Source organism: Pseudomonas sp. RIT357 (assembly GCF_000632245.1).
GTDB classification, from domain to species: domain Bacteria; phylum Pseudomonadota; class Gammaproteobacteria; order Pseudomonadales; family Pseudomonadaceae; genus Aquipseudomonas; species Aquipseudomonas sivasensis.
This window is the reverse complement of sequence record NZ_JFYX01000049.1, coordinates 166,203-191,079: the sequence shown is the minus strand read 5'-3', so window position 1 is coordinate 191,079 and position 24,877 is coordinate 166,203. Positions and strand designations below refer to the sequence as shown.

The following is a 24,877-nucleotide window of genomic DNA, read 5'->3' as shown; positions in this document are numbered from 1 at the left end:
TCAGTCTGTCGCTTGCACGGGGTATTTGCTCCTGTAGGGTAGGCCAATGCCCGCTAACTTCTGGAGACGACCGTGAAGGAAATCACTCAATTGGCCGCCGAACTGGGTCGCCGTTTACAGGTGCTCAATGCTCACGTCACCACGGCGGAGTCCTGCACCGGTGGCGGGATTGCGGAAGCTATTACGCGGATCCCCGGGAGTTCGGCATGGTTCGAGGCCGGATACGTCACTTACTCTAATCGTCAGAAGACCCGGCAGTTGAATGTGCCGGAAACATTGTTTCCGAAAGTGGGCGCCGTCAGCCAGGAAGTGGTGGAGGCCATGGTGCGCGGTGCGCAGGAAAAAAGCCTGTCGCGATTCGCTGTTGCAGTCAGCGGCGTGGCGGGGCCTGACGGCGGTTCGCCGGACAAACCGGTAGGCACTGTCTGGCTGGCCTTTGGTGTGGGTGATGAGGTCACGGCCGAGCTCGCGCACTTCCCGGGCAACCGCGATGAGGTCCGCCGACAAACGGTAAAGGCCGCGCTTGAGGGCTTGTTGCGACGAGCTGCAGCAGAAATAGAAAATCAGGGGTAGGCGATCTCCAATCTTTGTGGAACAATACTGTCTACTTATACAGGTGTTGGCCGCCCCGGCCTTATTGATTACGTGAGGACTTTAATGGACGACAACAAGAAGAAAGCCTTGGCTGCGGCCCTGGGTCAGATCGAACGTCAATTCGGCAAGGGTGCCGTAATGCGTATGGGCGATCACGACCGTCAGGCGATCCCGGCTATCTCCACTGGCTCTCTGGGTCTGGACATCGCACTCGGCATTGGCGGCCTGCCAAAAGGCCGTATCGTTGAAATCTACGGTCCTGAATCTTCCGGTAAAACTACCCTGACCCTGTCGGTGATTGCTCAAGCGCAAAAAATGGGCGCCACCTGCGCGTTCGTCGACGCCGAGCACGCCCTGGACCCTGAATACGCCGGCAAGTTGGGTGTCAATGTTGATGACCTGCTGGTATCCCAGCCGGACACCGGTGAGCAAGCCCTGGAAATCACCGACATGCTGGTGCGCTCCAACGCCATCGACGTGATCGTGGTCGACTCCGTGGCTGCCTTGGTACCCAAGGCTGAAATCGAAGGCGAAATGGGTGACATGCACGTGGGCCTGCAAGCCCGTCTGATGTCTCAGGCGCTGCGTAAAATCACCGGTAACATCAAGAATGCCAACTGCCTGGTGATCTTCATCAACCAGATCCGTATGAAGATCGGCGTGATGTTCGGTAGCCCGGAAACCACCACCGGTGGTAACGCGTTGAAGTTCTACGCTTCGGTCCGTCTGGACATCCGCCGTACTGGTGCGGTGAAGGAAGGCGACGAGGTTGTCGGTAGCGAAACCCGCGTTAAAGTCGTTAAGAACAAAGTGGCCCCGCCTTTCCGTCAGGCTGAATTCCAGATTTTGTACGGTAAGGGTATTTACCTGAACGGCGAAATGATCGACCTGGGCGTGCTGCACGGTTTCGTCGAGAAGTCCGGTGCATGGTATGCCTACAACGGCAGCAAGATTGGTCAAGGCAAGGCTAACTCGGCCAAGTTCCTGGCAGATAACCCGGATATCGCCGCCACACTTGAGAAGCAGATCCGCGACAAGTTGCTGACTGCAGCTCCCGACGTGAAAGCTGCTGCCAACCGCGAGCCGGTTGCAGAAGTGGAAGAAGCCGACACTGACGTCTGAAGCAAACGATGACTGTTGTGCTGGATACACTCGTCGCCGTTCGGCGCACTGCTATGGACCTGCTCGCTCGACGCGAGCATGGTCGAGTCGAGCTGACGCGCAAACTGCGTCAGCGCGGCGCAGATCCTGAGATGATTGATACGGCCCTTGACCGGTTAACGGAAGAAGGGCTGCTGTCGGAATCCCGTTACCTCGAAAGTTTTGTCTCCTACCGAGCCCGTTCCGGCTATGGCCCTGCGCGTATTCGCGAAGAGCTGAGCCAGCGTGGCCTGCAGCGTGCCGATATCGACCTTGCGTTGCGTGAGTGCGGGATTAGTTGGCAGTCGCAGTTGGAAGATACTTGGCGTCGCAAGTTCTCCGGCCATCTGCCTATTGATGCCCGGGAGCGTGCGAAGCAAGGCCGCTTCTTGAGTTACCGCGGGTTTTCGATGGAAATGATCAACCGTTTGTTCAGCGGCCGAGATATGGACGACTGAAACTGTGTTGAGCGTGCTTGTCATTTTTGCGGGTTTGTATTGGTGAGCAGGTTTTTTGTGTAGAGCAAGCATGTTGTGGTGAGCGGGCTTGCCCTGCGCTGGGCTGCGCATCAGCCCCAATCACCGCAATCGCTCGCCTCTCATTTCCACTGAAACACCACCAAAAAAGGCTCACTATGAAAATAGTGGGCCTTTTTTTGCTCTAAAAAATCAAGCCGGCTCTGGCGCCACTCGCTGCTGCGTCTTCCCCTGAGCCTGCGCCCAGTTCTCCGGCAAATTGATGTAATCCACCAACTCCCGCAGTCTGCCTTGGTCTCGTCCATTAAAGTTGAACACCAGTCGCGTCAAATGGCTGAACCTCGCTTCATCATGCTCCTCACCGGTATACGCGAGTTGCTGAAACTCGCCGCTTAGCCGCAGGCTGGCAAACTCACTTTGCAAGTGGGCCAGCGCCCGATCACTGAGCGGGTGATTCATACGCACCACAAACTCGCGCTTTAACCAGCGCGTGGAATGGAAATTGGCATAAAACTGATTGATCTCCTCCACTGCTTCTTCAGCGTTGTACACCAGCCGCACCAGCTTGAGATCGGTAGGCAAGATATAGCGATTGGCTTCCAACTGGCTGCGGATAAAATCCAGGGCGCCTTGCCAAAATCCTCCACCGGGTGCATCCAGTAACACCACCGGTACCAGTGGGCTCTTGCCGGTCTGGATCAGTGTCAGCACTTCCAGTGCTTCATCGAGGGTGCCGAAGCCGCCTGGGCATAGCACCAGTCCATCGGCTTCCTTGACGAAGAACAGTTTGCGGGTAAAAAAGAAGTGAAAGGACAGCAGGTTCTCGGTCCCATCAATGGTCGGGTTGGCGTGCTGTTCGAACGGTAAGGTGATATTGAACCCCAGGCTGTGCTCCAGGCCGGCGCCTTCGTGTGCCGCGGCCATGATGCCGCCACCTCCGCCGGTAATCACCATCAAGTCCGAGCGCGCCAGTGCTGCGCCTACTTCCCGGGCTAATGCATACAGGGGGCTTTCCACAGGGGTACGTGCCGAGCCGAATACGGTGACCTTGCGTCGGCCCTTGAACTGTTCGAGCACACGGAAGGCGTTGTCCAGTTCACGTATGGCTTGCAAGGTGATCTTGGCATTCCAGCGATTGCGGTCGTCCTGTGCCATGCGCAGCACGGTGAGGATCATGTCGCGATACAGAGGGATATTCGGGCTGTCGGGGGCGATCAGTTGGAGTTGGGCTTCGACCTGCTGCGTGAGGTCGGCCCCATTTTTTTCAAAATGCTGGAGCAGGCTGTCATTCGGTTCGTAAGGCATTCAACTTCTCCTTCTTGCAGGGCCGGGTAACCGACGAGATGTTCGCCGGAGGCTACGACACTGCATGTGTCGCTGCTTGCCGCAGGGGGCAACCTTCTTTTGCCCTGAAAATGTTACAGAACAGCATCAGAAATGCTGTGAGCGAGCGGTCGGGATGGCTTGATCATGGGCCGAAAAACCCTTGGCTGGCAACCGCTTATTGGTCGCTCAAGAGTGAGTCTAGCCGTCTGAGGGGCGTTGCAGCGGGGGAGTGCGCGCCACTGAATAGCAGCGCGCGAAGGTCAGGTTGAATTACTTCTTCTTCTTCGCCGGAGCCGGGCAATCCGTTTCCACGAACTTTACCGAAGCCACAGGGCGGTTGGTTTTGTTCTCGGTGATTTCATAGCGCATCACGGCGCCTTTGGCCATCAGCTCGCGGTAGCCTTTGTTCAGGCACACGCTTTGCCCCAGTTGGAAATACACAGCCTTGGGGTTGGCGCGCATTTGCTCGGCACGGTCGGACATGACGCTCAGGTGATCGATCAACTGCATGCCTTCAACGGTGTAGGCCACTTCCAGGGTTTTTTCATCGATTTCCCGGGGCAGATCCTTGTTGCTTTCTGCCGCGACGCTTTGCAGTTTCCTGTTCATCTGGGCCTCCAGCAGCGAGGCCGCATGTGCGCCCACAGGCAATACCAGCGCAAGTGCGATGGATGGGACGACAAGGCGCAGCATGGAACGCAGCATGAAACTCTCCTGATTCGGTTACTGGTGCATAGACCAGCCACTGCGCTGTGCGTTCAGTGGCGCGCAATTATAGGTGACCCCTTGCCACTACAGCCAGGCGTATCGCTGGTAAACTGCGGCCATCTCAGCCTTTCACGAGTTCTATCCGTGTCGATTTACCCGTTCCTGCGGCGCATCCGATGAGCCATGCCGTTTCCCGTCTACGTACCCAGCGTCTGGCGCGCGCCATTAAGCCCTTCGTCAACCGAGGCTCCCGTGCCGAACGCTGCCCCGGCTGCCGGGTGATTCCCGAGTACTGTCTCTGTGCCTGGCGCCCGAAAGTCGAGGCCCGGTCCGCGATGTGCCTGCTGATGCACGATGTTGAACCGATGAAACCCAGCAACACCGGCTGGCTGATCGCCGACGTCATTGACGACACCACTGCCTTCGCTTGGGCTCGCACCGAAGTCGAGCCGGATTTGCTCACCCTGCTCGCTGACCCGCAATGGCAGCCGTATATCGTATTTCCCGGTGAATTTGTGGCGCCGGAACGGGTGGTCAACGAAGTCATCGTGACGCAGGGCAAGCGCCCATTGTTCATCCTGCTCGATGGCACCTGGAGTGAGGCGCGCAAGATGTTCCGCAAAAGCCCGTATCTGGAGCACTTACCGGTCCTGAGCCTGGCGCCCGAGCAGCTCTCACGCTACAAACTGCGCCGCTCCAAACGTGATGATCATTTCTGTACCGCCGAAGTCGCAGCGCTCTGCCTGGAGTTGGCTGGCGATGGGGTTGCCAGCGAAGTGCTGGATGCCTACCTCGATGTGTTCAGCACCCATTACTTGGCCGCCAAGTTCCAGATGCCTCTGGATGCGACCGATGCCGTCCATACCCGTCTTGCGCCCTATATACCCGCGGTATAGCCAGGCGACGTTGGCATGATGGCACTGTAAGCCTGCACCCCGCTAAAATGCCCTCGGGCGTAGTGCTTGACCCCCTAGGCTACGCTGGGCATGCTGGGCGCCGATTGGGGCGCAACCGTGAATTTTCGACGTCGTGTCACGTGCTTTTGACGTTGAACGTGCCCTGTGGCGATGGCTGCCTGGCCGTTGCCTTGTGTACTGGCGAACCTTGAACCCATCAAGGCAGCCATAAAAAACAGGATCATTTAATCAATGGCCACATACGAAATCCTGATAGCCGATGACCACCCGCTGTTTCGCAGTGCGCTGCATCAGGCCGTAACGCTGGGCCTTGGCCCGGATGTGCGTCTGGTTGAAGTGGCCAGCATTGCCGAGCTGGAAGTCCGCCTCACCGAAAAATCCGACTGGGACTTGGTGCTGCTCGACCTGAACATGCCTGGCGCCTACGGTTTCTCGGGGCTGGTGCTGCTGCGTGGGCAATACCCGCAAATTCCCGTGGTGATGGTCTCGGCGCAGGAAGACGCTGACGTGGTGGTTCGCTCCAAGGAGTTTGGCGCCAGTGGCTTTATCCCCAAGTCCAGCGCCATGGAAGATATCCAGAGCGCCGTACGTAAGGTGCTGGACGGTGATGTGTCCTGGCCGCCGCAAGCGTTTGAAGAAATTAACGTGTCTGACGAAGCCAAGGCCGCCCGTGATGGCTTGGCGAGTCTTACGCCCCAGCAGTTCCGAGTGTTGACCATGGTCTGTGAAGGCCTGTTGAACAAGCAGATTGCCTATGAGCTGAGCGTGTCAGAAGCGACCATCAAGGCCCATGTGACCGCGATCTTCCGGAAGCTGGGGGTGCGCACGCGGACCCAGGCGGCGCTGCTCTTGCAACAACTTGAGTCAATTTCGCAGCATTGAGCTGTTATCGATTCACGCTTTTTTGACTTTGCGTGATCTAGTTTCCCCACTTCTTTGGTTCAGTTGCCTACGTCTATGTCGCCTTTCAAGGGTCAAACCGGTATCAAACGTATCTTCAATGCTGGGGGATATTCCCTGGATGGCCTGCGCGCAGCGTTCACTGGCGAGGCCGCGTTCCGGCAGTTGGTGTTGCTGAATGTCATCCTTGTCCCGCTAAGCTTTTTCCTGAACGTCAGTCGTGTCGAACGGGCGCTGCTGATTGCAGTGTGCCTGCTGGCCTTGATCGTCGAATTGCTCAACTCGGCCGTAGAAGCAGCCATCGACCGCATTTCCCTGGACCGCCATCCACTGTCGAAAAACGCCAAGGACATGGGCAGCGCCGCGCAATTTGTGGCACTGACCATGATTACCCTGGTGTGGGCCGTGATCCTGATCTAACGATCAAGCGATGTTCGGCAGCACGATCTCGTCGCTGCGCTGAACCCCAGCGGTGAATGCGCGGCACAGCTCCAGAAACTCGCGCATCGCCGAGGTCTGGTATTTCTGTTTATGCCAGATGAAGTAAAACTGCCGCGCAAGGTCCAGGTCAGGGGTTTCAACCGGCACCAGGCTGCCACGGCGGAACGCGTCGCGCAGTGCCAAGCGCGAGATGCAGCCAATCCCCAATCCCGACTCCACGGCGCGCTTGATTGCCTCGGTGTGCTCAAGCTCCAAGCGGATGTTCAGCGCGCTGCGGTGATGACGCATGGCCTGGTCGAAGGTCAGGCGTGTGCCTGAGCCCTGTTCGCGCAGAATCCACGCCTCGTGGGTCAGCTCCTCCATGGTGGCCACTCCGCGCTTGGCTAGGTGATGCTGAGGCGCGCAAAACACCACCAGCTCATCCTCCACCCAGGTTTGCACCTCGATATCCGGGTGGCTGCAGTCGCCTTCGATTAGACCTAGGTCAATTTCGTAGTGCGCAACCTGATGCACGATATTGGCAGTGTTCTGCACATGCAGCTTTACCTGGCTCTCGGGGTGCTGCTGCATGAAGCTGCCGATGAGCAGGGTGGCCAGGTAGTTACCGATGGTCAGGGTCGCGCCGACGGCTAGAGAGCCGAAGCCGGACTTGCCGTTGAGCAGGTCTTCGATCTCCTTGGCTTGGTCCAGCAGCGCTACTGCCTGGGGCAGAAGCTGATGGCCCAGGGCGTTGAGGCTCAGGCGTTTACCGGCGCGGTCGAATAATTGGCAGCTGGATTGACGCTCCAGCTCCGTAATCGAGGTGCTGGCTGCCGATTGAGATAAGGCCAGAAGGCCAGCAGCGCGCGAGACGCTTTCCTGCTGGGCGACGGCGACGAAGACTTGCAGTTGACGGAGAGTAAATCGCATATCTATATAACCGATAACCCTTATCTTAATAATCCAGTTAACAGATATTGTCGCCGCCATTAGAATGCTGTGCAATTGCACAGCTACATTTGGCGCAGACCCATTTCCAGGAGTTACCCGTACATGAGCAACATGAACCACGAGCGTGTCCTCAGTGTTCATCACTGGAACGACACTCTGTTCAGCTTCAAGTGCACCCGCGATCCGGGCCTGCGCTTCGAGAACGGTCAGTTCGTGATGATCGGCCTGCAACAGCCCAACGGCCGCCCGCTCATGCGCGCTTACTCCATCGCCAGCCCGAACTGGGAAGAGCATCTGGAGTTCTTCAGCATCAAGGTGCCGGATGGCCCGCTGACTTCCCAATTGCAGCACTTGAAGGAAGGCGACGAGATCATCATCAGCAAAAAACCGACAGGTACCTTGGTGCTTGACGATTTGAAGCCAGGCAAACACCTGTACCTGCTCAGCACCGGTACTGGCCTTGCTCCGTTCATGAGCGTGATCCAGGACCCGGAAACCTACGAGCGTTTCGAAAAAGTGATCCTGTGCCACGGCGTGCGTTACGTCAACGAAGTCGCCTACCGCGAGTTCATCACCGAGCACCTGCCGCAGAACGAATTCTTCGGCGAGGCCCTGCGTGACAAGTTGATCTACTACCCTACCGTGACCCGCGAGCCATTCGAAAACGAAGGCCGCCTGACCGATCTGATGCGCAGCGGCAAGCTGTTCAGCGACATCGGTCTGCCGCCGATCAACCCCGAGGATGACCGCGCCATGCTGTGCGGCAGCCCGAGCATGTTGGATGAAACCAGCGAAGTGTTGAACAGCTTCGGCCTGAAAGTTTCTCCGCGCATGCGTGAGCCGGGTGATTACTTGATCGAGCGTGCGTTCGTCGAGAAGTAATCCCGTCAGCCCATGTGCTGACCAAGCAACAAAGAAGATCCAAATGTGGGAGGGGGCTTGCCCCCGATGAGCGAGTGTCAGTTGATACATCTCTGACTGACACACCGCTATCGGGGGCAAGCCCCCTCTCACATTTTGCTTCCGGTTTATTCAGTTGGCTGGGAGTACTTCCAGCACACAAATCATCCCCGCCTCGGGATAGTGCCAGCGCACATCCACGTCCCAGAACTGCGCGCCATATTCGCGCTCAGGCCCAGGCTTTTGGTACGCCGGCCGTGGATCCTGCGCCAAGCACTGATCAATCAACTCCACCAGAGGCTCTCCCAGGCGTTGAGCGTGGTCTTGTGCTTGCAGCAGGGCGGTCTTCAGCCATTGCACGCCAATCAGGTTCGGCGCATCACTGGCGATGCCATTGGTGGCGTCCGCGACACTATCGGCATATGGCACATACGGCTTGATATCCAACACCGGCGTGCCATCGAGCAAATCAATCCCGGAAATCCACAGTCGGCCCGGTTCCACTTTGTCCAGCTTCACCACCGACTGGCCGATGCCGTTGGGCCGATGGGTCGCACGGGTGGCAAACACGCCCATGGACGTGTTGCCGCCCAGGCGTGGCGGGCGCACTTTGAGGCGTGGTTTGTCTTCCAGGGCCTGGTGAAACAGGAACAACAGCCACACGTGGCTGACCTGCTCCAGGCCCTGCACGGCCTCACCCTGGTCAAACGGCGCCACCAGTTCCAGCACGCCTCGGGCCGCTGGCGCCAGTTGTGGTTGGCGCGGAATGGCGAACTTCTCCTTAAAGCAGGAGCGTACGAAACCGACGGGTGAGACCTGATAGCTCATGGCTTACGCACGAACCCGCAGGGTCAGGCCCTTGAGGAAGTTGCGCAGCAACTGGTCGCCACAGGTACGGTAGTTGGTGTGGCCGAACTTGCGGAACAGCGCGCTCAGCTCCGGCTTGGACACCGGAAACTCGGCAGCCTTGAGGATGGCGTGCATATCGTCTTCCTTCAGTTCGAAGGCTACACGCAGCTTTTTCAGGATGATGTTGTTGGTCACCGGGGTTTCGATCGGCTGCGGCGGACGGCTTTCGTCCTTGCCACGCTTGAAGATCACCAGACCATCGAGGAAGTACGCCATGACTTCATCCGGGCAGAACACGAAGCCTTCTTCCTCATCTTTCTTGAGGTAGGTCAGCAGGTCTTCCTTGGTTACGTCCATGCCGCCGAGCTTGATGATCTCGACCATCTTGTTGTCGCTGATGTCGAGCATGTAGCGCACGCTGCGCAGTACGTCGTTGTGAATCATGGTGGGCAGTCCTGGTATTCAACTGAGGACACCGCCCATCAGGCGGTGTCGAGAAAAGGGGAGCGGCTTAGAACTTCTCTTTGCCGGACAAGTAACGCCATTGACCGACCGGCACCTTGCCGATGGACACGCCGCCGATACGGATGCGGCGGATCGCCACGACCTTCAGGCCAACGGCTTCACAGAACAGCGCGATCACGCCTGGCTGCGGGTTTTTCATCGCGAAACGCAGGCGGTTTTCGTTCTGCCAGCTGGCTTTAACTGCTGGCAGCTCCTTGCCCTTGTAGGTCAGGCCGTGATTGAGGCGGTTGAGGCCGTGAGCAACCATGTCGCCCTCGACCTCTACCACGTATTCCTGCTCGATCTTGGTGGCATCGGCGGTCAACTTGCGCAGAATCTTCCAGTCCTGGGTAAACACCAACAGGCCGCTGGCCTTGGCTTGCAGGTCGGCGCTGGCGGTCAGGCGCAGGAAGTGACCTTTGAGCGGGCGCTTGCTGAAACGGTGTTCTTCGGAGAGCGTTTCGGCGCTGATCGAGGCCATGGCTGTCTCGGCATCCACGCCAGCAGGGGCGTGCAGCAGAATGGTCACCGGTTCAGGCACTGTCGCCTTGGCGTCCGGGTCGAGTTCGACTTTCTGGGTCGTGACCTTGAACTGTGGCTCGTCGATCACTTCACCGTCCACCGAGACCCAGCCGCCTTCGATAAACAGCTCAGCCTCCCGACGGGAGCAACCGACCAGTTCGATAAGGCGTTTGGAGAGGCGTATGGGGTCAGTCATGACAAGGGCCGTAACAAAAGGGGGCGGCTATTGTACCTGTGTGGGCGCGGTTAATCCCGGCCCCATTTCATTTAGCCCTGACGCTCCTGCTGTTGTAGCTGGTGCAAACGCATATGGAGCAACGGATAAGGTTGGCCCAAGCCATCATGCTCCGTGCGTCCGATCACCTCGAACCCGAGTTTCAAGTAAAACCCCAGGGCCTGTGGGTTCTGTTCGTTGACGTCCAGCGCTTGGGCATTCATGTGCTCGATCGCATACCACAGCAGCTGTCGGCCAAGACCCTGACCACGGTGCTGCGGGTCGATAAACAGCATCTCCACCTTGCCCGCCGCAACCCCGGCAAACCCGGTGATGCGCTGGCGTGAGTCTTTGGTGCAGATCAGCATCACCGAGTCCAGGTAGCGGGTCAGCACCAGCCCCTTGAGCAGTACGATGTAACTCTCGGGTAAAAAGTCATGAGTGGCCCGCACCGAATCCTCCCAGATCCGCGCCAACTCCGCGTAGTCGCTGATTTTAGGTGTATGGATAATCGAATGCTGACGCATGCCCGCTGCCCCTTGCTGTGATCGGTGCTGATGGGCAAAACGATAGACGTAAAAAAGCCCCGCATCTTGTCCAGAAGCAGGGCTTTTTTAAATTTTTACAGCGTTAGTCGCGCTTTTCGGCCCACAGGTCGTATTCGTCGGCGTCGGTCACGGTGCACCAGACCTTGTCGCCCGGCTTTAAACCGCTGGCATCGTCGATAAACACGTTACCGTCGATTTCCGGCGCGTCGAAGAAGCAGCGGCCAACCGCGCCTTGCTCGTCGACTTCGTCGATCAGCACTTCGATTTCCTTGCCGATACGCAATTGCAGGCGCGCCGAGCTGATCGCCTGTTGGTGCGTCATGAAACGCTCCCAACGGTCTTGCTTGACGTCGTCCGGCACCACGGCCAGGTCCAGCAGGTTGGCTGGAGCACCTTCCACCGGGGAGTACTGGAAGCAGCCGACGCGATCCAGTTGGGCTTCGGTCAGCCAGTCCAACAGGTACTGGAAGTCTTCTTCGGTTTCGCCGGGGAAGCCGACGATGAAGGTGGAACGGATGATCAGCTCCGGGCAGATCTCGCGCCAGTTCTTGATGCGCGCCAGGGTCTTGTCTTCGAAGGCTGGGCGTTTCATCGCCTTCAGGACTTTCGGGCTGGCGTGCTGGAACGGGATGTCCAGGTACGGCAGGATCTTGCCGGCAGCCATCAACGGGATCAGTTCGTCTACGTGCGGGTACGGGTAAACGTAATGCAGGCGCACCCACACGCCCAGGCTGCTGAGGGCTTCGCAGAGTTCGGTCATACGGGTTTTCACCGGCGCGCCGTTCCAGAAACCGGTACGGTATTTCACGTCGACGCCGTAGGCGCTGGTGTCCTGAGAGATCACCAACAGCTCTTTCACGCCGGATTTGACCAGGCGTTGGGCTTCGTCGAGCACGTCACCGACCGGGCGGCTGACCAGCTTGCCCCGCATCGACGGGATGATGCAGAAGCTGCAGCTGTGGTTGCAGCCTTCGGAAATCTTCAGGTACGCATAGTGGCGCGGGGTCAACTTGATGCCTTGCGGCGGCACCAGGTCGATCAGCGGGTTGTGATCCTGGCGCGGCGGCACTACTTGGTGCACGGCATTGACCACCTGCTCGTACTGCTGCGGACCGGTCACGGCCAGCACGCTCGGGTGCACGTTGCGGATATTGCCTTCTTCCACACCCATGCAGCCGGTCACGATGACCTTGCCGTTTTCCTTGATGGCTTCGCCGATCACTTCCAGGGACTCTGCCTTGGCCGAGTCGATAAAGCCGCAGGTGTTGACCACCACCACGTCGGCGTCCTGGTAAGTGGACACAACGTCATAGCCTTCCATACGCAGTTGCGTGAGGATGCGCTCGGAGTCGACCAGAGCCTTCGGGCAACCCAGGGAAACAAAGCCAACCTTAGGGTTGGCTTTTGCGATGGTGGTGGACATGTCTAACCTCGGTATTGAATGACGCCGCCAGTCGGGCACGACAAGGCGGTGGACGGGCACTTGGTGTGCCTCTGATCAAAAAGTGCGCAATTCTAGCGATGGGCAGCGCACTTGACCAGCTTTATGCGGGGAAATGCGACGAGTGCTCTTTTGCTGGCCGGCGTGTTCTATAAGTGCCCAACGCTTACCTCAAGCTCACCGACTCATTGAAAGCACACCCGTCATGTACTGATTCAAATCGCGCAGATCATTAATCCGCCAAGCGAACGGTGGCAGCTTCACACCGTTCTCTCGCAAGGTTTTTGGAATCAGGTCTCCATTGGGTCGAAGTATTATCGACGACACAATTACGCCCGGATAATCCTTAAGTCGTTTCTTGAACGCGGGTGTGGTGAGGTTTGGTGTCGGAGGGTTGCTCTTACTGGCCAAGGGGCCCGTGCCTTTGATGTCCGCTCCGTGGCACATGGCGCATCGCTGTAGGTAGATATTTTTTCCGTTGAGGTTATCCGCGAAGGACAGTGATGTTTGAGCCAGCGATAACACTGCCAGCGAAGCAATAAATACTCTTCTCATAGACGTCCTTGTTGTATCAGCTGGATCTGAATCGAGGGCAAGTTCAGGGCCTGGCGTTGGTGACGGGCAGGGCACGTCCGACCTCTGTATGTGGCCGGTCGCGCACGGCCAGGCAGCGAACCAGTGCTGTAGGCCTCTGTGATCGAAAAGAGCGCGATGCTAGCCACGGGCAATTCACTTGACCAGCTTTATGCAGGGAAATGTGACGAGTGCTGCGCTATGCTTCGCGCCGTTGCGCACGGGTAAAAACCTTGGGTCAATAAAACGTCTGTTACGAGAAGTAAAACAGCGCATGCTAGGGTCAGCTTAGGCGCGTTGTTTATAAGAGACCTCAGGTCAAAGGGCAGGAGTGGTTGATGGGTCACGCGAGTAGTCAGGCAGCAAGTGCCGAGCATTCAAACACCAAGCCGATCGGCATGCTGGTGGCGGCGGTCGGGGTGGTTTACGGCGATATCGGGACCAGTCCGCTCTACACCCTCAAAGAGGTGTTCACCGGGGGGTATGGGGTTCAGGTCAACCATGACGGTGTCTTGGGGATCCTGGCGCTGATCTTCTGGTCGCTGATCTGGGTCGTTTCGATCAAATACATGCTGTTCGTGCTGCGCGCCGACAACCAGGGCGAAGGCGGCATCATGGCCCTGACCGCACTGGCACGTCGGGCAGCGGGGGAACGTAAAAAGCTGCGCAGTTTCCTGGTCGTGTGTGGCCTGTGCGGGGCGGCGCTGTTCTACGGTGACAGCATGATCACCCCGGCGATTTCGGTGTTGTCAGCAGTAGAAGGCCTGGAGCTGGCGTTCGACGGCCTGGAAAAATGGGTTGTGCCGATTGCGTTGGTGGTGCTGGTGGCGCTGTTTCTGATCCAGAAACACGGTACCGATCGCATCGGCAAGCTGTTCGGGCCGGTGATGGTGACCTGGTTCCTGGTGCTGGGCGGACTGGGTATCTATGGCATCAGCCAGCATCCCGAAGTGCTCAAGGCATTGAACCCGATGTGGGCCGTGCGTTTCTTCGAGGCTCATCCAGGCATTGGCGTGGCCATCCTGGGTGCCGTGGTGCTGGCACTGACGGGCGCCGAAGCGCTGTACGCCGACATGGGCCATTTCGGCCGCAAGCCCATTGCCCGCGCCTGGTTCATCCTGGTGTTGCCGGCGCTGGTGCTCAACTATTTCGGCCAGGGCGCCATGCTGCTGGGCGATCCTGAAGCCGCGCGCAACCCGTTCTATCTGCTGGCGCCGAGCTGGGCGCTGATCCCGCTGGTGGTTCTGTCGACCCTGGCGACGGTGATTGCTTCCCAGGCGGTGATTTCCGGCGCGTTCTCCTTGACTCGCCAGGCGATCCAACTGGGTTACATCCCGCGCATGCACATTCAACACACCTCCAGTGCCGAACAGGGCCAGATCTATATCGGCGCGGTGAACTGGTCGCTGATGGTCGGCGTGATTCTGCTGGTGCTGGGCTTCGAGTCCTCAAACGCACTGGCCTCGGCCTACGGCGTGGCGGTGACGGGCACCATGTTGATGACCACCATCCTCGTCTCGGCGGTGATGTTGCTGCTGTGGAAATGGCCCCCAGTGCTGGCCGTGCCGGTACTGCTCTGCTGCCTGTTGGTGGATGGGCTGTATTTCGCGGCCAACGTACCGAAAATCATCCAGGGCGGCGCCTTCCCGGTGATCGCGGGGATCGTGCTGTTCGTGTTGATGACCACCTGGAAGCGCGGCAAGCAATTACTGGTGGAACGTCTCGACGAAGGCGGCCTGCCGCTGCCGATCTTTATCAGCAGTATTCGCGTGCAGCCGCCCCATCGGGTTCAAGGCACGGCGGTGTTCCTGACCGCGCGGCCCGATGCCGTGCCCCATGCGCTGTTGCACAACCTGCTGCATAACCAGGTATTGCACGAGCAAGTGGTGCTGCTGACGGTGGTCTATGAAGACATCCCGCGCGTCCCGGCATCGCGGCGTTTCGAGGTGGATTCCTACGGGGAAGGGTTCTTCCGCGTGATCCTGCACTTCGGCTTCACCGACGAGCCGGATGTGCCCGAAGCGCTGAAGTTGTGCCACTTGGATGATCTGGATTTCAGCCCAATGCGCACCACCTACTTCCTCAGCCGCGAGACGGTGATTGCCTCGAAAATCGAAGGCATGGCGCGCTGGCGCGAAGCCTTGTTTGCATTCATGTTGAAGAATGCCAACGGCAACCTGCGCTTCTTCAAACTTCCGGTAAACCGGGTGATCGAGCTGGGCACCCAGGTCGAGATGTAAGTATCTGCAGCACGGGAGCCGGCAATCGGCTCCCGCTTTCCGTCTGAACCCTGTGCAATCGATCGTTGTCGACTAGGCTCTAAGCACTGTTGAACAGTGCCCATAGAACCCAGAAGAGGTGCGCCATGAGTCAGCTGCTCGAACCCTATACCCTGCGCCAATTGACCCTCCTGAACCGCATTGCCGTCTCGCCGATGTGCCAATACTCCAGTGACGATGGACTGGCCAATGACTGGCATCTGGTGCACCTCGGCAGTCGTGCCGTCGGCGGCGCCGGGCTGATTTTTACCGAGGCCACCGCCGTGACTGCCGATGGCCGCATCACGGCACAGGACTTGGGCTTGTGGAACGACCAACAGATCGAACCGCTGCAACGCATCACCCGTTTTATCGCCGCCCAGGGCGCGGTGGCTGGCATCCAACTGGCCCATGCCGGGCGCAAGGCCAGCACCCATCGGCCGTGGATCGGCAAGCATGGCAGCGTCAAGCCGGAGGACGGTGGTTGGGTACCGGTAGGTCCATCGCCGATTGCCTTTGACCCTCAACACACCCAACCGCGACAACTGGACGAAGCGCAGATCCAGCAAGTGATCGCTGACTTCGTCGCCGCTGCCAAACGTGCGCTCACCGCGGGTTTCGAGGTGGTGGAAATTCACGCGGCTCACGGTTATCTGTTGCACCAATTCCTGTCACCCATCAGCAATCAGCGGCAGGACCAATACGGCGGCTCCTTTGAAAACCGTATCCGGCTGGTGCTTCAGGTGACCAAGGCCGTGCGTGAAGTCTGGCCCCAGGAGTTGCCGCTGTTCGTACGGGTGTCGGCCACCGACTGGGTGGAGGACGGCTGGAACCCCGATGAAACCGTGGAACTGGCACGCCGCCTCAAAGACCTGGGCGTGGACCTGATCGACGTATCCTCCGGTGGCACCGCCGCCAATGCCGAGATCCCCACCGGGCCGGGCTACCAGACGCGCTTCGCCGAACGCGTGCGCAAGGAGTCGGGCATCGCCACGGGGACCGTGGGCATGATCACCGAACCGGCTCAGGCCGAGCACATCCTGCGCACTTGCCAGGCCGATATCATCTTCCTGGCTCGTGAACTGCTGCGCGATCCGTACTGGCCGTTGCACGCCGACGATGACTTGGGCGGGCGCAAAGCAATCTGGCCGGCTCAGTACCAACGCGCGACCCATCGGGATCAACCGATTCATGAGTCTGACTTGAGGGATTGATCCTTCGCTGGCTCCATCTAAACCCACCCTGAGCCGGTGGGTTTTTTTTGCCTGTTGCTGTGGGATGGCGCTGTAGGTATTTGTTACCGAAGTAATTTTTTAAGTGAATACTCTAAAAAAATCCCACACGTAACGAGATTGTTTCTACGCTTAGGGTAAGACCGATTTCTGGCCCAGGGAGTCAGTCTGTTTGTCCACGGAGGCATTGCGCTTCACGGGAGATGGTTGATGGGCGCCGGGAGTATTTGATTGATATCAGGAGAAACAGTCCATGGCCAAGTCCTATGGAGTAGCAGGTTTGGTGGCGTCTTTTTTGACCCGCAGGGTGTCCTTGCGTAGCCGCCGGTTGAGTTTGGATGAGGTCGAGTTGCTGGCGCAGTATCGCGCTCTGAACGAGAGCGATCAGGTGGCGATGCGTTATCTGATTGGGGCGATGAAGAGCGTGTCGCGGTTTTAGAGTCGACGTGGAACGCGTGTGGGAGGGAGCAAGCCCCCTCCCACAGTTGAATCAGGTGTACTTGCGCTGGTCCGGTGCCGGCGGGAAGTACTGATACAGCCAGGTTTCACTCAAGGTGCGGTCCTGGGTTCGGATAAACAGGCGCAGCTCCACCGGTTCCACGCTGTCGCTGGTCGGGTACCAGTCGAACAGGATGCGGTAGCCCTTGATGTTATCGAGCACCAGCACGCTGAAGTCTTTCACTTCACCATGGGAGCAAGTCACCACGGGCTCAATCCCTGTGCCTGGCGGTAAACGGTCCAAGCCACCGCCCTTGAAGTCCACGGCAAAACGGCGCGCCCACACGTCCGGGTAATGTTCACCCGGCGCCCAACCTTCAGTAAAACCGCCCATGCCGGAACGGGTCGCGTCGACCTGGGCCAATGGTGTGCTCACCGGTGGCAAGGCGCTCCAGTACAGTTTGTAGCCATAGTTCAGCGATTCACCCGCCGCCACCGGCTTCTTCGGGGTCCAGAAGGCCACGATGTTGTCCAGGGTCTCGCCGGTGGTGGGGATCTCCAACAGGTCGATTGAGCCTTCGCCCCAGGCGGTGGTCGGTTCGACCCACAGGCTTGGGCGCTTGCTGTACCAGTCCACAGTGTCCTGATAGCTGGCGAACTCATGGTCGGTCTGCACCAGGCCAAAGCCTTTCGGGTCTTTGTCGGCGAATGCATTGAATTGCAACTTGGCGGGGTTGTTCAGCGGGCGGCAGATCCACTCGCCGTTGCCGCGCCACATCGCCAGGCGGTCCGAGTCGTGGATTTGCGGGTGGATGGTGTCGCACATCCGGCGCTCGTGGGTGCCGCAGCTGAACATGCTGGTCATAGGGGCAATGCCCAGTTGTTCGATGGCAGTACGCGCATTGATATGGGCGTCGATCGCCATCACCACCTGGTTGGCCTGGCAGTCGATATCGAAGCGGTAGGCGCCGGTGGCGCTTGGCGAGTCAAGCAGGGCGTAGACCACAAAACGCGTGGCGTCCTTGTCTGGAGTTTCGAACCAGAACTGGGTGAAATCAGGGAATTCTTCGCGTTTTTTGGCGTAGGTGTCGATGGCCAGGCCTCGGGCCGACAGGCCGTATTGGCCGGTGGAATCCACCGCGCGGAAGTAGCTGGCGCCGAGAAACGACAGCACGTCATGGCGGTCCAGCTCCGGTGCCTTGAACAGCTTGAAGCCGGAGAAACCAAGGTCGCCGGTCAGCTGTTTGGTGTCGACGGTGGTTTTTTCATAGTTGAACAGCGAAGGGCGGAAGTGCACTTCACGGGCTTCACGGGTTTTCGGATCAACGCTGTGCATGCGCACCGGTGTCTTGAAACCCATGCCGACGTGGAAAAACTGCACGTCCAACTGGCCGTTCAACTCTTTCCACAGCGAATGCTTGCCGTCGTAGCCAATGGCGTTGAAATTCTGTGGGGTCATGGTCGCCAGGGTCGGCGGCAGCACCTGTTTGGTGTCTTTATACGCGGTTCCGGCGAGTTGCTTGGCCTGGGCTTTCAGTGCGTCGAAATCGAACGCCACGGCCTTGCCGTCGGCGGCACGGTTCCCGGCCCAGGCCTGCGCGGCCAGTAGGCCGCTGGCCGACAAACCGGTGTAAGCCGCAATGGCCATGGACGCTTTGAGCAAATTCCTGCGGTGCATAGAGACAACCTGTCGTGAGCAAATCCCGCGCCGTTCCTGGCACGTGCTGGATCAGAAATAACGGTTCGGACATGCCTTCGGCCAAACGCAACGGACATTAAACAGACGCCGGATAGCTTAAGCGGTTCGATGGTGTAGGAAAAATGATTGATGGCTGTGTGATGGCGTTGCATATGAAACAAGTTGTGTCGTCAGGTGAGTTGCGTACTTTTGTAGTGAGCGGGCTTGCCCCGCGCCGGGGCGCGAAGCGGCCCCCATGAAAACCACACAGGCCGTCTGAAAACGTGCGGCATTTGGCTTCAGGGCCGCTTTGCAGCCCAGCGCGGGGCAAGCCCGCTCACCACAAGACTTCGTTTAGCCACACTATTTCGACTTAGCCCACCTCTCTCACTGCCCGAAAAGCCTCATCAATCGCCGCATGGGCGTACGCACTCCATGCCGCATCCGAGTTGGCGATGCTCACAGGCCCTACAGATTTGCGCGCCAGATTCATCAACGTTTCATATGAAGCAAGTTGTGTCGTCAGTGAGTTGCACGCTGTTGTAGTGAGCGGGCTTGCCCCGCGCTGGGGCGCGAAGCGGCCCCCATGAAAACCACACAGGCCGTCTGAAAACGTGCGGCGTTTGGCTTCAGGGCCGCTTCGCAGCCCAGCGCGGGGCAAGCCCGCTCACCACAAGACTTCGTTTAGCCAGACTATTTCGACTTAGCCCACCTCTTTCACTGCCCGAAAAGCCTCATCAATCGCCGCATGGGCGTACGCACTCCACGCCGCATCCGAGTTGGCGATGCTCACAGGCCCTACAGGTTTGCGCGCCAGATTCATCAACGCTTCATATGAAGCAAGTTGTGTCGTCAGTGAGTTGCACGCTGTTGTAGTGAGCGGGCTTGCCCCGCGCTGGGGCGCGAAGCGGCCCCCATGAAAACCACACAGGCCGTCTGAAAACGTGCGGCGTTTGGCTTCAGGGCCGCTTCGCAGCCCAGCGCGGGGCAAGCCCGCTCACCACAAGACGTCTTTTAGCCACACTATTTCGACTTAGCCCACCTCTCTCACTGCCCGAAAAGCCTCATCAATCGCTGCATGGGCGTACGCGCTCCACGCCGCATCCGAGTTGGCGATGCTCACATGGCCTACAGGTTTGCGCGCAAGATTCATCAACGCTTCGCTCTCATCTGCGTTATCAAACAAGCTGTTGGAGAAGCTCGCATACCCGTGTGACCAGCGGTTGACCGTGATCGCCAGAATATCCGTCTCGTGCTTGAATCCACCCGGCCCGAGCATGCGTTGCAGTTGGTCACGCAGTTGCGCCTCCAGTTGCTCGAACGTCTGCCCGTACAGCTTGCCCCGCCCGGCGCGTGCCTGGTCGCGGGCGTTCATACCGCTGTTGGGGCTGGTGGGCACGTAGACCATGTGCAGGCCAATCGGCTGCGTCGGGTCCCGTGGGTGATCGTAGCCGCCCATGCTCACCGGGTAGTCCAGTTTGATGCGACTGTACGGTTGGGTCGCCGCGTAAATTTCATGCACCCCCAGTTTCTGAAAGGACTGCCAATTGCGGATCACCACCTTGGTGTACACCAGCGGGTATTTCACGTTCTGGCTCAAGGCATGGGCCTGGGGCGCTGGCAGGTCTTTGAGCAGGTACGGAATCATCATGTTGTAGCACGCCAGGATGCAGCGTTTGCCGCGCACCTGTGCGAGTTGGCCGCCGCGGCTGTAGCCGATATGCACACCGCCATCGACGTTACGCACGCTGACGGCGGTGCTGTTCAAGCGCAGCCGTACCGCCGCCTTGGGTTGGTCGAGCCTGGCGTAGTCAAAGGTAGCCAGCACGATGTCGTCCATGGTGTGCCCCGGTGCTACGCCTGGGATCAGACTGCGCACCAGCAACCGCGCCACCGAGGCGTTGCCATCCGGGAAATGGTAGATGTAGGGCTCTTCCATTTCCGCTGCGGCTTCTTCGCTGATCGGTGCCAGGTTCATGCCCGCAAACCCGGGGAAACCTACGCTATAGGCATCGGCCGCTGCCACGGCATCAATGCTCAGCGCCATGAAGTCATTGGTACGGCTTTGGAAGTACTTCACCGCGCCTTCCGATAACCCTACGTCCTTGAGCAGGAAATTGCGGTAGCTGGTCGCCGCCAGATGGTCGGCCTTTTCTTCGGCAGTCTTACCTGGCAAGTAGTCCTTTGGCGCCATGTGCAGGTCTATCAGCGCCTGGCGATCCTCTGCAGGCAGGGGGAAGTCATTGATGAAGTCGCTGATGGACCGCGCATGCAGTTGGTCCGGCGCAATATCGTCGGCCACCATGGGCGTCGGGTCGCCGGTCACCAGTTTGTCTTCGCCGAAGTTTTCCTTGTCGAAAAACACACCGCGCGACAGGCCCAGGTTGGGGTAGAACTGGCGGTCGAAGGCGGTTTCGAAGCGCTTGATATCAACCCCGAGCTTCTTCAACAGCCCGTTCACTTCCTTGCTGTACAGATGGTTCGGCGACTGCAACGCCTCGCTGCCGCCGTAACCGATGATCATGCGGCCACCGGCCTGGAATTCATTGCGCTTGGCGTGGCCGCCGAAGTCGTCGTGGTTTTCCAGGATCAGGATCTTCGCCTTGGGGTGCTTTTCCCGGTAGAACCATGCCGCCGACAAACCGCTCAAGCCACCCCCGACCACCACCAGGTCGTAATCCTCGGTGATCGGCAATTTCTCGGTGTCGAACACTTTCTTTTCCCAGCCCATCTGGTGAGCCACTTCGAACGAGCCGACATGGCTGCCGCGCAGGCCGGTAAGGGCAGGGGGGTAGTAGCGGCCATCGGGTGCGGCCTGGAGCAGTTGCAGTGGGGTCATGCCTGCGGCAACGGTAATGGCGACGCCGTTGAGGAAGTCGCGGCGGGTGATGTCCATTGGTGGGAACCTGAGATTTTATTGTTGTAGGACCCGGCACCCAAGGCAGGTGCCGGGGAGGCGCTTAATCAGTGCTTGAACATCACATGGCGAACGGTGGTGTAGTCCTCCAGCCCATACATGGACATGTCCTTGCCATAGCCCGATAGTTTCTGACCGCCATGGGGCATTTCGCTGACCAGCATGAAGTGGGTATTCACCCACGTGCAGCCATACTGCAACCGCGCGGCCAAACGGTGGGCGCGGCCTACATCGGCGGTCCATACGGACGACGCCAAGCCGTAGTCCGAATCATTGGCCCAGCCCAACACCTGTGCCTCGTCGGTGAACTTAGTCACCGACACCACTGGCCCAAACACCTCGCGGCGCACGATTTCATCGTCTTGCTGCGCATCGGCCAATACCGTCGGCTCAAAGAAGAACCCATTGCCGTCTACCGCCTTGCCACCGGTGATCAGGCGGATATGCGGCTGTGCCACCGCACGCTCGACAAACCCCGCGACACGGTCGCGGTGCTGTGCGGTGATCAGCGGGCCCAGTTCGGTGGCCGGGTCATCCTGCAAGCCGTATTTGATGCTGGCGACCGCCGCGCCGAGCTTCTCGACAAATGCGTCGTAGATATCCGCTTGGGCGTAAATGCGGCACGCGGCCGTGCAGTCCTGGCCGGCGTTATAGAAGCCAAAGGTGCGAATGCCTTCCACGGCGGCATCGATGTCCGCGTCGTTGAAGATGATCACCGGCGCTTTGCCGCCCAACTCCATGTGCATGCGCTTCACGCTGTCAGCGGTGCTGGAAATGATATTCGCGCCGGTGGCGATGGAGCCGGTCAGCGACACCATGCGCACTTTCGGGTGGTTCACCAGTGGGCTGCCCACGGTCGGCCCACGACCGAACACCAGGTTGAGTACGCCGGCCGGGAAAATCTCCGACGCCAGTTCAACCATGCGCAACGCGGTCAGCGGGGTTTGCTCCGACGGCTTGAGCACCACGGTATTACCGGCGGCCAGGGCCGGGGCGATTTTCCAGGCGACCATCATCAGCGGGTAGTTCCACGGCGCGATGGAGGCGATCACGCCCACCGGGTCGCGGCGGATCATCGAGGTGTGGCCCGGCAGGTATTCACCGCCGGCCGAGCCGCTCATGCAACGGCTGGCGCCGGCGAAGAAGCGGAACACATCGGCAATCGCCGGGATCTCGTCGTTCAGCGCGGCGCTGTAGGGCTTGCCGCAGTTGTCCGATTCCAGCTTGGCCAGCTCTTCGCCGTGGGCTTCGATCGCGTCGGCCAGTTTCAGCAGCAGCAGCGAGCGGTCCTTCGGTGCGGTTTGCGACCAACTTTCGAACGCCGCATCGGCTGCGCGCACAGCGGCGTCGATCTGGGCTTCGCTGGCTTCCTTGATTTCTACCAGTACGCGGCCGAGGGCTGGGTTGAATACGGCTTGGGCAGGGCCTTCGCCTTCGATCAGTTGGCCGTTGATCAGTAATTTGGTTTGCATGGTTTAGCTCTCCACAAACTATTGTTATTTCCTTGAAGCAACCGACTCTAAATGTGGGAGGGGGCTTGCCCCCGATGACAGTCTTTCAGTCACATCATCTACAACTGACCCACCGCTATCGGGAGCAAGCCCCCACCCACATTTGAGCTCGGTGCCTTCAATAAAAAAGTTATTTACCGCCACTCCCGGCCACGCTTTCACCACCGCGGGTCAGGTAATAGGCACCGAGAATCGGGAACATCGTCACCAGCATCACCAGCATCGCCACCACGTTGGTCACCGGCACATCCCGCGGGCGACTCAACTGGTTGAGCAACCACAGCGGCAAGGTGCGCTCGTGGCCGGCGGTGAAGGTGGTGACGATGATTTCGTCGAACGACAGCGCAAAGGCGAGCATGCCGCCGGCCAGCAGCGCCGAGCCCAGGTTGGGCATGATGATGTAGCGGAAGGTCTGCCAGCCGTCGGCGCCCAGGTCCATTGAGGCTTCAATCAGGCTGTGAGACGTGCGGCGCAAACGGGCGATGACGTTGTTGTAGACGATCACCACGCAGAAGGTCGCGTGGCCGACGATGATGGTGAACATCCCGGGCTCGATGCCCAACGTCTTGAACGTCGCCAGTAACGCGATACCGGTGATGATCCCCGGCAGCGCAATCGGCAGGATCAGCATCAGCGACACGCCTTGCTTGCCAAAGAACTCGCGGCGATACAGCGCCGCCGAGGCCAATGTGCCGAGCACCATGGCGATCAGGGTGGCGATGGCTGCGATCTGCAGCGACAACTTGATCGACTCCAGCACGTCCGGCCGGGCGAACGCCACGCTGAACCACTTCAACGTGAAGCCCTGTGGCGGAAAGCTGAACGCTGCCTCTTCGGTATTGAAGGCGTAGAGAAAGATGATCAGGATCGGGAAGTGTAAAAACACCAGGCCGCCCCAGGCTGCGATCTTTAGTCCCAGCGAAGATTTCTCAGAGTGCATCGAAGGCCCCCAGGCGTTTGACGATGGACAGGTAAACCGCAATCAGCACGATGGGCACCAGGGTGAACGCCGCTGCCATGGGCATGTTGCCGATGGCGCCTTGCTGCGCGTAGACCATGCCACCGACGAAGTAGCCCGGCGGGCCCACCAGTTGCGGCACGATGAAATCGCCCAGGGTCAGCGAGAAGGTGAAGATCGACCCGGCGGCAATCCCCGGAATCGACAGTGGCAGAATCACTTGCATAAAGGTCTGGCGCGGCTTGGCGCCCAGATCCGCCGAGGCTTGCAGCAACGACGGCGGCAAACGCTCCAGCGATGCCTGGATCGGCAGGATCATGAACGGCAGCCAGATATAGACGAACACCATGAACCGCCCCAGGTGTGAGGTGCTCAAGGTGCTGCCGCCCACACCGGGAATACCCAGCACGAACTGCAACACCGGCTCCAGGCCCAGGTGCTGCACGAACCACTGCGCCACGCCGCCCTTGGCCAGCAGCAGGGTCCAGGCGTAGGCCTTGACGATGTAGCTGGCCCACATCGGCATCATCACTGCGATGTAAAAGAATGCCTTGGTCTTGCCCGTGGTGTAGCGCGCCATGTAGTAGGCAATCGGGAAGGCCACGATGGCGCTGGCAATCGACACCACAATCGCCATGCTCAAGGTGCGAAGGATGATGTCGAAGTTCGACGGCTGGAACAGTGCGGCGAAGTTGGCCAGGGTCAGGTCCGGCGTGACCGCCATGGTGAAGTCGTCGAAGGTGTAGAAGCCTTGCCACAGCAAGGTCAGCAACGAGCCGAGGTAAATCGCGCCGAACCAGATCAGCGGCGGTATCAACAGCATCGCCAGATACAGGTTGGGCTTGCGGTACAGCAGGTTGGAAAACCTGCGCATCGGTGGTTGGGAGAGGGCCAGGCTCATG

General features: G+C 59.1%; 24 protein-coding genes and 1 pseudogene. 10 read left to right on the top strand and 15 right to left on the bottom strand.

The window, feature by feature from the left end:
- Window positions 1-72 precede the first annotated feature (72 nt).
- The 3 genes from BW43_RS00395 (at window position 73) to recX (ending at window position 2,192) form a co-directional block, all read left to right on the top strand.
- A complete protein-coding gene (locus BW43_RS00395) occupies window positions 73-573 on the top strand; it encodes a CinA family protein (RefSeq protein WP_032891768.1) in 501 nt (166 codons plus the stop codon).
- An 84-nt stretch (window positions 574-657) separates the two neighbouring features.
- Entirely contained in the window at window positions 658-1,716 is a 1,059-nt protein-coding gene (recA, locus tag BW43_RS00400; RefSeq protein WP_032891767.1) for a recombinase RecA, read from the top strand.
- Window positions 1,717-1,724: 8 nt separating this feature from the next.
- Window positions 1,725-2,192: a recombination regulator RecX gene (gene recX, locus BW43_RS00405; RefSeq protein WP_032891766.1), complete on the top strand. Its 468-nt coding sequence runs from the start codon at window positions 1,725-1,727 to the stop codon at window positions 2,190-2,192.
- 210 nt (window positions 2,193-2,402) lie between these two features.
- Here the strand turns inward: recX and BW43_RS00410 are convergent, their stop codons facing one another.
- Both BW43_RS00410 and BW43_RS00415 read right to left on the bottom strand, forming a co-directional pair.
- Window positions 2,403-3,515 carry a TIGR00730 family Rossman fold protein gene (locus tag BW43_RS00410; protein WP_032891765.1) on the bottom strand — a complete coding sequence of 371 codons (1,113 nt, stop codon included), beginning with the start codon at window positions 3,513-3,515 and terminating at the stop codon, window positions 2,403-2,405.
- Window positions 3,516-3,806: 291 nt separating this feature from the next.
- Window positions 3,807-4,241: a PA3611 family quorum-sensing-regulated virulence factor gene (locus BW43_RS00415; RefSeq protein ID WP_032891764.1), complete on the bottom strand. Its 435-nt coding sequence runs from the start codon at window positions 4,239-4,241 to the stop codon at window positions 3,807-3,809.
- A 179-nt stretch (window positions 4,242-4,420) separates the two neighbouring features.
- Here BW43_RS00415 and BW43_RS00420 point away from each other — a divergent pair, with 179 nt between their 5' ends.
- From BW43_RS00420 to BW43_RS00430, 3 genes are all read left to right on the top strand, one after another.
- A complete protein-coding gene (locus BW43_RS00420; protein ID WP_032891762.1) occupies window positions 4,421-5,140 on the top strand; it encodes a tRNA-uridine aminocarboxypropyltransferase in 720 nt (239 codons plus the stop codon).
- Window positions 5,141-5,392: 252 nt separating this feature from the next.
- A complete protein-coding gene (gene erdR / locus BW43_RS00425; protein ID WP_032891760.1) occupies window positions 5,393-6,043 on the top strand; it encodes a response regulator transcription factor ErdR in 651 nt (216 codons plus the stop codon).
- Between the two features lie 75 nt (window positions 6,044-6,118).
- Complete coding sequence (locus BW43_RS00430; RefSeq protein WP_032891758.1) at window positions 6,119-6,481, top strand: diacylglycerol kinase; 363 nt, start codon at window positions 6,119-6,121, stop codon at window positions 6,479-6,481.
- A 3-nt stretch (window positions 6,482-6,484) separates the two neighbouring features.
- On the opposite strand, the gene BW43_RS00435 is transcribed toward BW43_RS00430, so the two are convergent.
- Entirely contained in the window at window positions 6,485-7,411 is a 927-nt protein-coding gene (locus tag BW43_RS00435; protein ID WP_026013711.1) for a LysR family transcriptional regulator, read from the bottom strand.
- Window positions 7,412-7,534: 123 nt separating this feature from the next.
- Between BW43_RS00435 and fpr the strand changes: the two genes are divergently transcribed.
- Complete coding sequence (gene fpr, locus BW43_RS00440; RefSeq protein ID WP_003189055.1) at window positions 7,535-8,314, top strand: ferredoxin-NADP reductase; 780 nt, start codon at window positions 7,535-7,537, stop codon at window positions 8,312-8,314.
- Between the two features lie 150 nt (window positions 8,315-8,464).
- Here the strand turns inward: fpr and tsaA are convergent, their stop codons facing one another.
- From tsaA to BW43_RS28675, 6 genes are all read right to left on the bottom strand, one after another.
- Window positions 8,465-9,160, bottom strand: a complete 696-nt coding sequence (tsaA, locus tag BW43_RS00445; RefSeq protein ID WP_032891757.1) for a tRNA (N6-threonylcarbamoyladenosine(37)-N6)-methyltransferase TrmO — start codon at window positions 9,158-9,160, stop codon at window positions 8,465-8,467.
- Window positions 9,161-9,163: 3 nt separating this feature from the next.
- Window positions 9,164-9,625, bottom strand: a complete 462-nt coding sequence (locus tag BW43_RS00450) for a DUF1456 family protein (RefSeq protein ID WP_032891756.1) — start codon at window positions 9,623-9,625, stop codon at window positions 9,164-9,166.
- Between the two features lie 67 nt (window positions 9,626-9,692).
- Window positions 9,693-10,403 (bottom strand): rRNA pseudouridine synthase, encoded by a 711-nt coding sequence (locus tag BW43_RS00455; RefSeq protein ID WP_032891755.1) that lies wholly within the window; start codon window positions 10,401-10,403, stop codon window positions 9,693-9,695.
- A 71-nt stretch (window positions 10,404-10,474) separates the two neighbouring features.
- Complete coding sequence (locus BW43_RS00460) at window positions 10,475-10,948, bottom strand: GNAT family N-acetyltransferase (RefSeq protein WP_032891753.1); 474 nt, start codon at window positions 10,946-10,948, stop codon at window positions 10,475-10,477.
- A gap of 103 nt (window positions 10,949-11,051) precedes the next feature.
- The gene (gene rimO / locus BW43_RS00465) at window positions 11,052-12,392 is read right to left on the bottom strand and encodes a 30S ribosomal protein S12 methylthiotransferase RimO (RefSeq protein ID WP_032891752.1); all 1,341 of its coding nucleotides are present in this window, start codon (window positions 12,390-12,392) and stop codon (window positions 11,052-11,054) included.
- Window positions 12,393-12,587: 195 nt separating this feature from the next.
- Complete coding sequence (locus BW43_RS28675) at window positions 12,588-12,965, bottom strand: cytochrome c (protein WP_081797909.1); 378 nt, start codon at window positions 12,963-12,965, stop codon at window positions 12,588-12,590.
- Window positions 12,966-13,321: 356 nt separating this feature from the next.
- Between BW43_RS28675 and BW43_RS00470 the strand changes: the two genes are divergently transcribed.
- The 3 genes from BW43_RS00470 to BW43_RS00480 all read left to right on the top strand — a co-directional run bounded on the left by BW43_RS00470 (window position 13,322) and on the right by BW43_RS00480 (window position 16,912).
- A complete protein-coding gene (locus BW43_RS00470; RefSeq protein ID WP_032891749.1) occupies window positions 13,322-15,223 on the top strand; it encodes a potassium transporter Kup in 1,902 nt (633 codons plus the stop codon).
- Between the two features lie 125 nt (window positions 15,224-15,348).
- Window positions 15,349-16,455: an NADH:flavin oxidoreductase/NADH oxidase gene (locus BW43_RS00475; RefSeq protein WP_032891746.1), complete on the top strand. Its 1,107-nt coding sequence runs from the start codon at window positions 15,349-15,351 to the stop codon at window positions 16,453-16,455.
- A 271-nt stretch (window positions 16,456-16,726) separates the two neighbouring features.
- A complete protein-coding gene (locus BW43_RS00480; protein WP_032891743.1) occupies window positions 16,727-16,912 on the top strand; it encodes a hypothetical protein in 186 nt (61 codons plus the stop codon).
- 51 nt (window positions 16,913-16,963) lie between these two features.
- On the opposite strand, the gene BW43_RS00485 is transcribed toward BW43_RS00480, so the two are convergent.
- The 6 genes and pseudogenes from BW43_RS00485 to BW43_RS00505 all read right to left on the bottom strand — a co-directional run bounded on the left by BW43_RS00485 (window position 16,964) and on the right by BW43_RS00505 (window position 24,876).
- Window positions 16,964-18,589, bottom strand: a complete 1,626-nt coding sequence (locus tag BW43_RS00485) for a glucan biosynthesis protein D (protein ID WP_032891741.1) — start codon at window positions 18,587-18,589, stop codon at window positions 16,964-16,966.
- 703 nt (window positions 18,590-19,292) lie between these two features.
- Window positions 19,293-19,412, bottom strand: a pseudogene (locus BW43_RS29720) (hypothetical protein); the annotation flags it as partial.
- A gap of 210 nt (window positions 19,413-19,622) precedes the next feature.
- Window positions 19,623-21,485, bottom strand: a complete 1,863-nt coding sequence (locus tag BW43_RS00490; protein WP_032891739.1) for an FAD/NAD(P)-binding protein — start codon at window positions 21,483-21,485, stop codon at window positions 19,623-19,625.
- Window positions 21,486-21,553: 68 nt separating this feature from the next.
- Complete coding sequence (locus tag BW43_RS00495) at window positions 21,554-22,978, bottom strand: gamma-aminobutyraldehyde dehydrogenase (protein ID WP_032891737.1); 1,425 nt, start codon at window positions 22,976-22,978, stop codon at window positions 21,554-21,556.
- Window positions 22,979-23,147: 169 nt separating this feature from the next.
- Window positions 23,148-23,957: an ABC transporter permease gene (locus tag BW43_RS00500; protein ID WP_032891735.1), complete on the bottom strand. Its 810-nt coding sequence runs from the start codon at window positions 23,955-23,957 to the stop codon at window positions 23,148-23,150.
- The gene (locus BW43_RS00505) at window positions 23,947-24,876 is read right to left on the bottom strand and encodes an ABC transporter permease (protein WP_032891733.1); all 930 of its coding nucleotides are present in this window, start codon (window positions 24,874-24,876) and stop codon (window positions 23,947-23,949) included. Before BW43_RS00505 ends, BW43_RS00500 begins: the two co-directional genes overlap by 11 nt.
- Window position 24,877 lies beyond the last annotated feature (1 nt).

Excerpts from the sequence above, each read along its gene's own strand:
- recA (WP_032891767.1), top strand. The coding sequence starts at position 658 with ATGGACGACAACAAGAAGAAAGCCTTGGCTGCGGCCCTGGGTCAGATC.
- recX (WP_032891766.1), top strand. The coding sequence starts at position 1,725 with ATGACTGTTGTGCTGGATACACTCGTCGCCGTTCGGCGCACTGCTATG.
- BW43_RS00410 (WP_032891765.1), bottom strand. The coding sequence starts at position 3,515 with ATGCCTTACGAACCGAATGACAGCCTGCTCCAGCATTTTGAAAAAAAT.
- BW43_RS00415 (WP_032891764.1), bottom strand. The coding sequence starts at position 4,241 with ATGCTGCGTTCCATGCTGCGCCTTGTCGTCCCATCCATCGCACTTGCG.
- BW43_RS00420 (WP_032891762.1), top strand. The coding sequence starts at position 4,421 with ATGAGCCATGCCGTTTCCCGTCTACGTACCCAGCGTCTGGCGCGCGCC.
- erdR (WP_032891760.1), top strand. The coding sequence starts at position 5,393 with ATGGCCACATACGAAATCCTGATAGCCGATGACCACCCGCTGTTTCGC.
- BW43_RS00430 (WP_032891758.1), top strand. The coding sequence starts at position 6,119 with ATGTCGCCTTTCAAGGGTCAAACCGGTATCAAACGTATCTTCAATGCT.
- BW43_RS00435 (WP_026013711.1), bottom strand. The coding sequence starts at position 7,411 with ATGCGATTTACTCTCCGTCAACTGCAAGTCTTCGTCGCCGTCGCCCAG.
- fpr (WP_003189055.1), top strand. The coding sequence starts at position 7,535 with ATGAGCAACATGAACCACGAGCGTGTCCTCAGTGTTCATCACTGGAAC.
- tsaA (WP_032891757.1), bottom strand. The coding sequence starts at position 9,160 with ATGAGCTATCAGGTCTCACCCGTCGGTTTCGTACGCTCCTGCTTTAAG.
- BW43_RS00450 (WP_032891756.1), bottom strand. The coding sequence starts at position 9,625 with ATGATTCACAACGACGTACTGCGCAGCGTGCGCTACATGCTCGACATC.
- BW43_RS00455 (WP_032891755.1), bottom strand. The coding sequence starts at position 10,403 with ATGACTGACCCCATACGCCTCTCCAAACGCCTTATCGAACTGGTCGGT.
- BW43_RS00460 (WP_032891753.1), bottom strand. The coding sequence starts at position 10,948 with ATGCGTCAGCATTCGATTATCCATACACCTAAAATCAGCGACTACGCG.
- rimO (WP_032891752.1), bottom strand. The coding sequence starts at position 12,392 with ATGTCCACCACCATCGCAAAAGCCAACCCTAAGGTTGGCTTTGTTTCC.
- BW43_RS28675 (WP_081797909.1), bottom strand. The coding sequence starts at position 12,965 with ATGAGAAGAGTATTTATTGCTTCGCTGGCAGTGTTATCGCTGGCTCAA.
- BW43_RS00470 (WP_032891749.1), top strand. The coding sequence starts at position 13,322 with ATGGGTCACGCGAGTAGTCAGGCAGCAAGTGCCGAGCATTCAAACACC.
- BW43_RS00475 (WP_032891746.1), top strand. The coding sequence starts at position 15,349 with ATGAGTCAGCTGCTCGAACCCTATACCCTGCGCCAATTGACCCTCCTG.
- BW43_RS00480 (WP_032891743.1), top strand. The coding sequence starts at position 16,727 with ATGGCCAAGTCCTATGGAGTAGCAGGTTTGGTGGCGTCTTTTTTGACC.
- BW43_RS00485 (WP_032891741.1), bottom strand. The coding sequence starts at position 18,589 with ATGCACCGCAGGAATTTGCTCAAAGCGTCCATGGCCATTGCGGCTTAC.
- BW43_RS00490 (WP_032891739.1), bottom strand. The coding sequence starts at position 21,485 with ATGGACATCACCCGCCGCGACTTCCTCAACGGCGTCGCCATTACCGTT.
- BW43_RS00495 (WP_032891737.1), bottom strand. The coding sequence starts at position 22,978 with ATGCAAACCAAATTACTGATCAACGGCCAACTGATCGAAGGCGAAGGC.
- BW43_RS00500 (WP_032891735.1), bottom strand. The coding sequence starts at position 23,957 with ATGCACTCTGAGAAATCTTCGCTGGGACTAAAGATCGCAGCCTGGGGC.
- BW43_RS00505 (WP_032891733.1), bottom strand. The coding sequence starts at position 24,876 with ATGAGCCTGGCCCTCTCCCAACCACCGATGCGCAGGTTTTCCAACCTG.